Origin of the sequence: Roseomonas chloroacetimidivorans (assembly GCF_049629625.1) — a bacterium.
GTDB lineage: Bacteria > Pseudomonadota > Alphaproteobacteria > Acetobacterales > Acetobacteraceae > Roseomonas > Roseomonas chloroacetimidivorans.
In genome coordinates this window covers 1-3,808 of the sequence record NZ_JBNBZS010000192.1, presented here as the reverse complement: position 1 = coordinate 3,808, position 3,808 = coordinate 1, and the positions used below count along the sequence as shown (strand labels likewise).

The 3,808-nt window shown below is 67.9% G+C and carries 5 protein-coding genes; 2 read left to right on the top strand and 3 right to left on the bottom strand.

Features of this window, described 5'->3' with window-relative positions; genetic code table 11:
- Window positions 1-571 (bottom strand): HlyD family secretion protein (locus tag ACO1BU_RS36280; RefSeq protein ID WP_424140727.1); only part of this gene is annotated, 571 nt, incomplete at its 3' end.
- 181 nt (window positions 572-752) lie between these two features.
- Window positions 753-1,064 (bottom strand): hypothetical protein, encoded by a 312-nt coding sequence (locus ACO1BU_RS36275; protein WP_424140726.1) that lies wholly within the window; start codon window positions 1,062-1,064, stop codon window positions 753-755.
- A 111-nt stretch (window positions 1,065-1,175) separates the two neighbouring features.
- Between ACO1BU_RS36275 and ACO1BU_RS36270 the strand changes: the two genes are divergently transcribed.
- Entirely contained in the window at window positions 1,176-2,159 is a 984-nt protein-coding gene (locus ACO1BU_RS36270; RefSeq protein WP_424140725.1) for a lipid A deacylase LpxR family protein, read from the top strand.
- A 96-nt stretch (window positions 2,160-2,255) separates the two neighbouring features.
- Window positions 2,256-2,414, top strand: coding sequence for a hypothetical protein (locus tag ACO1BU_RS36265; protein WP_424140728.1), 159 nt, complete (start codon window positions 2,256-2,258; stop codon window positions 2,412-2,414).
- 106 nt (window positions 2,415-2,520) lie between these two features.
- Here the strand turns inward: ACO1BU_RS36265 and ACO1BU_RS36260 are convergent.
- The coding region (locus tag ACO1BU_RS36260) for an NAD(P)/FAD-dependent oxidoreductase (RefSeq protein ID WP_424140724.1) at window positions 2,521-3,808 on the bottom strand (1,288 nt) is incomplete at its 5' end.

Here is a 3,808-nt window from a genome sequence, read left to right as displayed (position 1 = left end):
CCGCCTGGTCGCGCTGCGCTTCGGCCGCGTGAAGCTGGGCTTCGGCGGTGCGGAGAGCGCCCCTGGCATCGTCGCCGCGCGCCTGGGCGTAGACCCCGCGTTCGACGAGCTGCAAGGTGCGGGAGGTGGAGGCGCGGACGTTCTGCAGGTTGGCCTGGGCCTGTGCCACCTGGGCCTCGGCGGCGGCGATGCCGGCCGCACCGGCGCTGGTGGCTTGCAGGGTTTGGGCCAGTTCGGCCTCGGCCTGTCGCACCGCAAGCTCTAACAGGGTTGCATCGATCCGGAAGAGCGGCGTCCCGGCCTCTATTCGCCTATTGTCCTCCACCAGCACCTCGGTCACCGGCCCCGAGACCCGCGGGGCCACCTGGGCCACATAGGCCGAGACCGCGCCGGTCCCCGAATATGGCGTCCACCGATCCGCGGCCGCGTACCAGACCACCAGCAGCGCGAGCACAGCGAAAACGCCGAGCGCGGCGAAACGGGCCGGGTTGCGCCGTGTCGGGCTGGGATCCGGCCGCTCCGGCTCCTTCGCATCTGACGTCCGTTGCTGTTCGGCTGGCTCAGGCAGCATCGCGGGCCTTTTCGAATGTCCGGGGAAAAGTGGCGGCGCCGTCAATGGTTGCCCACCTCATGGCTCGGCGAAGACACGGCGGGCGGCTTCCTTTGCTGGATGAGTGCGGCGCAGCACTTCGCATAAAGCCGGGCCGCAGCCGGCGGTGCACCGCGTTCAAAGAGCGGCCACCGTCAATACCTCAAAACATGTGCTGGCCGCCATTGATGGAGAGAGTGGAGCCGGTGATCAAGTCGGCGTCGCCCGCCGTCAGGATGGCGACGCCGCGGTCGAAGGCGCGTCGGCCGCGTTGGTTCGGCTCGAAGAGCGCGACATCGACCAGCATCTCGGCGCTCCCTGCGTCCTCGAGTGCCTCCGCCTCGGCCCAGGGTGCGACCTGCTTGACGGCCCCGTTCAGATCCGCCCGCCTGCATGTTTCCGCCGCCTCCCGCAGCACGCGGCGGATGCCAGCTCGGATCGGGCAGTACTGCGCCCGCACCTCTGTACGGGTCATCATCGTGATCCTCTCTGCTGCCACCTGATCAGCGACGCGGGCCTGGACGCATCGTGATGACGGGCCGGCGCGGGGCCGGGTTACACCGCCGCGGATACGATGGAACCCACGATGCGCCCGCTTGCCACCGTCCTCGCTACGGCCCTCACGATTACCCCTGCGATGGCGCAGCAGCAGCGCCCCGATCCGAGTGGCACGTTAAGCCTGACCATCGAGAACGACTTCTTCGGCGGCTCGGACCGCTATTATACGAACGGCTTCCTGCTAGCATGGCGATCGCCCTCGGTCGGGCTGCCAGAGCCGCTTTCGGCGCTGGACCGGACCCTGGACCGGCTGCTCGGGCCGGGGCAGGTCCGCTGGGGGCTGTCCTTCGGGCAGAACATCTACACGCCGCAGGACACAGACCGGCGTAACCCGGACCCGCGCGACCGGCCCTATGCGGGCTACCTCTACGGCGCGGCGACGATCGCGCACTCGACCGGCCGGGCGCAGACTCTGGCAGAGCTGCAGCTCGGCGTCGTCGGGCCTTCGGCGCTCGGCGAATTCGTACAGAACAACTACCACGACCTGATCAACGTCCGCCGGGCCGAGGGCTGGGACTACCAACTTAAGGACGAGCCGGTCGCGACGCTGCTGCTGGAGCAGCGCTGGCGGCTGCCGCTGGGGCGGCTCGGCGGGTTCGAAACAGAGGCGATCCCGGCGGTGACGGGCGCAGCTGGCAACGTGAACACCTACGCCTCGGTGGGTGGGTTGCTGCGGATCGGGGACGGGCTCGACGCGGACTGGGGGCCGGTGCGGATCCGGCCGGCCCTGGCGGGGTCGGGTTCCTTCCAGCCACGGCAGGAGTTCGGATGGTACGCCTTCGTGGGGCTGGAGGCGCGCGGGGTGGCGCGCGACATCTTCCTGGACGGCAACACCTGGCGTGACAGCCGGAGCGTGGACAAGCGCCCCTTTGTCGGGGACGCCCAGGCGGGCATCGCCGTGCTGTGGCGTGGGGTGCGCTTTGCCTACACGCAGGTAGTGCGGAGCGAAGAATTCTATGGACAGCACGGCCTGCAGACCTTCGGCTCGATCAGCGCCTCCTTTCGGTTCTGATGGTCCGGCGCCGGGGCCCTGCAGGCGTCCGGGAACTGTGTCCTCGAGGTCAATCGCGCCGAGCGCGCCGCGCTATGCGGGAACTTGGGTGACGCGGTGAGCGGGCAGCGCGTCTGGATGGGAGCAACCGACTTCCTCACCCGCACCCTCAAACGGGTCAGCACCGAGATGAGCCTCCACGTGCTGGCCTACAACATGAAGCGGGTCATCGCCGCCCTCCGCGCCGAGGCGGTGATCACCGCCGCAGGGGCGTAAGCCCCAGCCCGCACTCCTCGCTGTCCGTCCGCCAGCGGCCATGTCTCCGTCAAAGGTCTTGCCACCCAGAAGCGTGTTTTCGCACGCCCTCCGCATGATCCGGTCCTTAGTCCAGCCTTATCGAGGGACGGACTAGCGAGTCGATGCGATCTGCCAGCCAGATGAGGCTGCCTCGCCAGAAGCCATGGAGCCGTGCCTGATGGCTGCGATAAAGCATGATGTGGCTCAACTGGGCAAAGCGCCCGCGAATAAAGCCGCCTCGGAAGAAACCGAACCGGCCGAGAGAGCCGAATGCATTGTAGCGCCCCAGTGACACCAGGGAGCCAAAGTCTCGATAGCTGAAAGGTGGAAGCGCTGATCCCTCAAGCCAGGCTGGCAAGTGACGCGCGATATGTTGCGCCTGCTGGTGCGCCACCTGGGCGGTCGGCGGCAAGGAGCGCTGATCGCCGGGTAGGGTCAGGCTGGCGCAGTCGCCGACAGCAAAGATCGAGTCATCCGTGAGCGTCTGTAGCGTCGGCCGGACGAGAAGTTGATTGTTGCGCGTGGCGTCCAGGCCGTCCAGGGACGAGAGGATGTTGCCCCCCTTCACGCCAGCGGCCCAGACCATCAACGTTGCATCGACCAGACCGCCGTCGCCAAGGCGGTAGCCCCGCGGTTCCGCGGCGGCCACCTTGGTGCTGGTCAGCACCTGGATGCCAAGGACCCGAAGTTGGCTTTCGACCGCCGCGGAGATGCGCTCTGGAAAGGCGGACAGGAGACGCGGGCCGCTTTCGATCAGTGTGAGCGCCACCCGGGATGGCAGATCGCTGTCGCCATAGGCTGCGGCGCTCTCGGTCAGTTGCACCAGTTCTGCGGCGAGTTCAACGCCGGTCGCGCCGCCGCCGACGATCACGATGTGCATGGACGCGTTCTCGGCGACGCATCTGAGCATCTGGGCGCGCGCTTCGCGATTGAAGGCTTCGGCCTGAAGGCGGCTGTCGATGAAATGACAATGCTCGGCCACGCCCGGCGTCCCGAAGTCGTTGGCGCGGCTTCCGACTGCGATGATCAGCGCGTCATAGGCGATCTCACGTGCCCCCAGGAGAACCCGGCCGTCATCCAGCCGCAGCGGCGCGAGGCTGACCGCCTTCCGTTGCCGATCGATGCCATCCATCTCGCCCGGCCAGTAGGTGAAGCCATGCAGCCGTGCATGGGAAGCGAAGGCCACCTGCTCCCGGTGGACGTCGCTGGTGCCGGCCGCGATGGTGTGCAGCATCGGCTTCCAGACATGCGCCGTGTCGCGGTCGATCAGCGTGATCGCCGCCTGGCCGGAGTGGCCGAGGCGCTTGCCAAGCTGGGTGGCGATCTCAAGGCCGGCGATGCCGCCGCCGACGACGGCGATGCGTCGAGGATTG

Bases quoted from the DNA above. Each gene is read 5' to 3' on its own strand.
- ACO1BU_RS36270 (WP_424140725.1), top strand. From the start codon at position 1,176: ATGCGCCCGCTTGCCACCGTCCTCGCTACGGCCCTCACGATTACCCCT.
- ACO1BU_RS36275 (WP_424140726.1), bottom strand. From the start codon at position 1,064: ATGACCCGTACAGAGGTGCGGGCGCAGTACTGCCCGATCCGAGCTGGC.